At 33.4% G+C, this 3,627-nt stretch carries 3 protein-coding genes; 1 reads left to right on the plus strand and 2 read right to left on the minus strand.

Features of this window, described 5'->3' with window-relative positions:
* Positions 1-1,178 (plus strand): triple tyrosine motif-containing protein (locus AABM59_RS06500; RefSeq protein ID WP_338408169.1); only part of this gene is annotated, 1,178 nt, incomplete at its 5' end.
* Between the two features lie 45 nt (positions 1,179-1,223).
* Here the strand turns inward: AABM59_RS06500 and bglX are convergent.
* Positions 1,224-3,449, minus strand: coding sequence for a beta-glucosidase BglX (bglX, locus tag AABM59_RS06505; RefSeq protein WP_338408170.1), 2,226 nt, complete (start codon positions 3,447-3,449; stop codon positions 1,224-1,226).
* A gap of 27 nt (positions 3,450-3,476) precedes the next feature.
* Complete coding sequence (locus AABM59_RS06510; RefSeq protein WP_338408171.1) at positions 3,477-3,626, minus strand: glycoside hydrolase family 30 beta sandwich domain-containing protein; 150 nt, start codon at positions 3,624-3,626, stop codon at positions 3,477-3,479.
* Between the last annotated feature and the right edge of the window lies 1 nt (position 3,627).

A 3,627-nucleotide genomic window follows, 5' to 3' on the forward strand; every position in this document is an offset into this window, starting at 1 on the left:
GGTATTTCATAAACGGCAAGACTAAACTCTATAACGATTTATTTTCAGATTTAAAAGGAAGTTTTAATCAAGGGATGGAAAGTATTTATACTTTAGACAACAATAAGGTTTTTTTTGGAACCAACAATGGCCTCTTTCTATATTCTCCATCGGAAAATAAAAATGATATTGTATTTCCAACAGAAATCAGTCAAATCACTTATTTTAGAAACCAAAAACCACAACTCGTAGAGATAAATTCTAAAGATAACAATGTTCAATTACCCAATCGAACTGATATTTTGCGTTTTCAATATTCGTCTCCAAAAATGTTTTCAAGCACCCTAATTAATTATAGCTATAAACTTGAAAACATAGAAGAAGACTGGTCGCCTTGGCAAAAAAATTCCATAAAGGAATATACTCATTTGAGACCTGGCAATTATACGTTTTACGTAAAAAGCAAAAATTTAGCAGGTCTACTAGGAAAAGAAACCTCATTCAAATTCACTATTTTACCTAAATGGTATCAAACTAATTTGGCCTATTTCCTATACATAATTACTTTTGGATTCCTTGCTTACTACTTAACAGATTATGTGAGAAGAAAGATAGCTTATGAGCGACGAAAATTAAAAATAGAAATTAAGAAATCACAACAACTATTAGAATTAGAGATTGAAAAATTAAAACTAGAACAAGACAAAGAATCTATTTATAAGGACAAATTAATCCTTGAAGGAGATATTATTAATAAAAGCAAAGAATTAGCAAACTACACTATTTCCTTGAGTAAGAAAAAAGAAGTCTTCGATGAATTAAGAAACGACCTGACAAAGCTTCGCGAACTTCTTAAAAGTCAAGAATCAAGAAAGAAAATTACAGAAATTTTTCAAAAGCTAAATCAACATCGTATTGGTGAAGAATATATTGAAATCTTTGATGTAAATTTTGAAAAAATAAATCATGATTTTTTTGAAAAACTGAAGCAACTTGACCCTACAATTACCAAAAGAGAATTGCGTTTATGCGCCTTTGTCAAAATGGACTTAACAAATAAAGAAATAGCTCCGTTATTAAACATTTCTGCAAGAGGCGTCGAAACTTCACGTTATAGAGTACGTAAAAAACTAAATGTGCAACAAGAGGATAACTTTATTACCTTTCTTGAGAATTTGATTGAAAAAGAGCAAGAATAATAGCGTGTCTCCTTAAAAAAGAGTGCGTTTTTTAATTTTAAGTTACTATTCTACTAATTCGAATGCATCTCTCAGTCTAATATCTGCCGAGGACGACCCAATCATTAGATCAAAATCTCCCGGTTCTGATTTGTATTCTAATTTATCATTATAAAAAGATAATTTTGAGTTGTCAATTAAGAATTTGATTGTTTTGGTTTCACCAACTTCTAACTTGATTTTTTGAAAATCTTTTAGCTCTATAATTGGCCGTACAACAGAACCAAATTTGTCTCTCAAATACAATTGAACTACTTCCTCTCCAGTAACTTTTCCCGTATTGGTAATCGTTACAGCAACTTCAATTGTTTCGGTTGCTTTCATTTTATTATTCGATAATTTTAAATTTGAATACTCAAAAGTGGTGTAACTTAATCCATATCCAAAAGGAAATTTTGGGGAAGTTGGCAAATCAATATAAGCTGATTTATAGATTTTATCTTCATTTATAGAAGGTCTCCCTGTATTGAAATGATTGTAAAATATCGGTATTTGACCTTCTTCTCGGGGAAAAGTCATGGGCAATTTTCCGGACGGATTGTAATCACCAAACAAAACATCGGCAATAGCATTTCCAGCTTCTGAACCTAGCCACCAGGTATAAAGAATTGCAGGAACCGTATCGGCAGTATGGTTAAAAATTAATGGGCGACCTGCATTTATCAAAACTACAATTGGTTTTCCAGTGGATTGAAGGGCTTTAACTAAATCTTCTTGAACACCCGGCAAATGAAGATTACTTTTGCTTTTTGCTTCGCCGCTCGAATACCAACTTTCACCAATACTTAAAATCACCACATCCGATTGATTGGCAATAGCAATTGCTTCGGCAAAGCCCTCTTTGTTTTGAGAAGACACATCACATCCTTTCGCATATAAAAGTGTGCTATTTTTATCTATTTTATTTCTGATTCCTTCCCATTGAGAAACGATATAAGTTGAATCAATATTTTTCAAATCAACTGCCCAAAAACCGTGATTGGCTCTTTTTAATTTTACCATTGGTCCAATAAAAGCAATTGTTTTGGTGGTTTTCGAAAGTGGTAAAATAGCATTTTCATTTTTCAATAAAACGATACTCTTTGCTGCAATTTCTCTGGCAATTTTTGTATGTTCTGGATTGTCAAGCGCCTTTTGTTCTCGTTCAGAATTACAATATTTAAAAGGGTCTTCAAACAATCCTAATTCAAATTTTTTGCGTAAAATTCGCTTTACAGCATCGTCAATTAGCGCTATTGAAACCTTTTTTTCTTCGACTAATTGTGCTAAATTATTTCGATAAGCGTTACTTTCCATATCCATATCACTTCCCGCAGTTATAGCAGCAAGCGCTGCTTCTTTACTGTTTTTCACAAATCCGTGATCGATCATTTCGCCTATTGAACCCCAATCAGAAACCACAAAACCTGTGAATTTCCATTTTCCTTTGAGAATATCCCTTTGCAAATATTTATTTCCTGTTGCAGGAATTCCATTTAAATCATTAAAAGAATTCATAAATGTTGCCGCTCCAGCATCCAAGGCAGCCTTGAAAGGTGGAAGATAGGTTTCCCAAAGCATTCTTTCGCTCATATCAACTGAATTATAATCACGCCCGCCAACGGCGGCACCGTAAGCAGCAAAATGTTTGACACACGCCATAACCGAATTAATATCCCCTAGTTTTCCTTGAAAACCTTTTACTCTTGCAAACGCAATTTTAGAACCTAAATAAGTATCTTCACCTGCTCCTTCCATCACACGACCCCAACGAGGATCACGAGAAATATCAACCATTGGCGCAAATGTCCAATGAATTCCTGAAGCTGAAGCTTCAGTAGCCGCGATTCTTGCAGTTAATTCCATTGTAGCTAAATCCCAACTTGCGGCTTCCGCCAAAGGAATTGGGAAAGTAGTTTTATACCCATGAATTACATCTTGACCAAACAACAAAGGAATTTTTAATCGGGATTGCATAGCCAATTCTTGATATTGACGCGTGTATTTTGTTCCCAAAATATTAAGCATCGAGCCAATTAATCCGCTTTTTATTTCCGATTGTTTGTTTGGATTTATCGTAATTGGACCCGTTGCAGCATTATCCCCAGTATATTGATTGAGTTGTCCTATTTTTTCTTCAATCGTCATTTTCTGGAGTAGAGAATTAATTTTATCATCAATAGATTTTTGCTGAGAGAAACAAAGTAATGAAGAAAAAAACAGTATATAAGTCAGGCGTAATTTGTTAATCATTTGTGTTTATTTGGATTAGATATGTATTTAAAAAATTAAAGTTTGTATGGCATGTGGCAAAATGGAAACTTCGGTTGCATTTGTTCCTACACACAAATTATAGGTGATTTTTTTATCACTTTGATTCATTACAACTGTAACCACTTTTCCGTCTTTGTTTAAAAAAGAGGTGGTCATC

The organism is uncultured Flavobacterium sp., assembly GCF_963925185.1.
In the GTDB taxonomy this organism is placed as follows: Bacteria; Bacteroidota; Bacteroidia; order Flavobacteriales; family Flavobacteriaceae; genus Flavobacterium.

Coding starts and splice junctions, on each gene's coding strand:
- bglX (WP_338408170.1), bottom strand. CDS start 3,449: ATGATTAACAAATTACGCCTGACTTATATACTGTTTTTTTCTTCATTA.
- AABM59_RS06510 (WP_338408171.1), bottom strand. CDS start 3,626: ATGACCACCTCTTTTTTAAACAAAGACGGAAAAGTGGTTACAGTTGTA.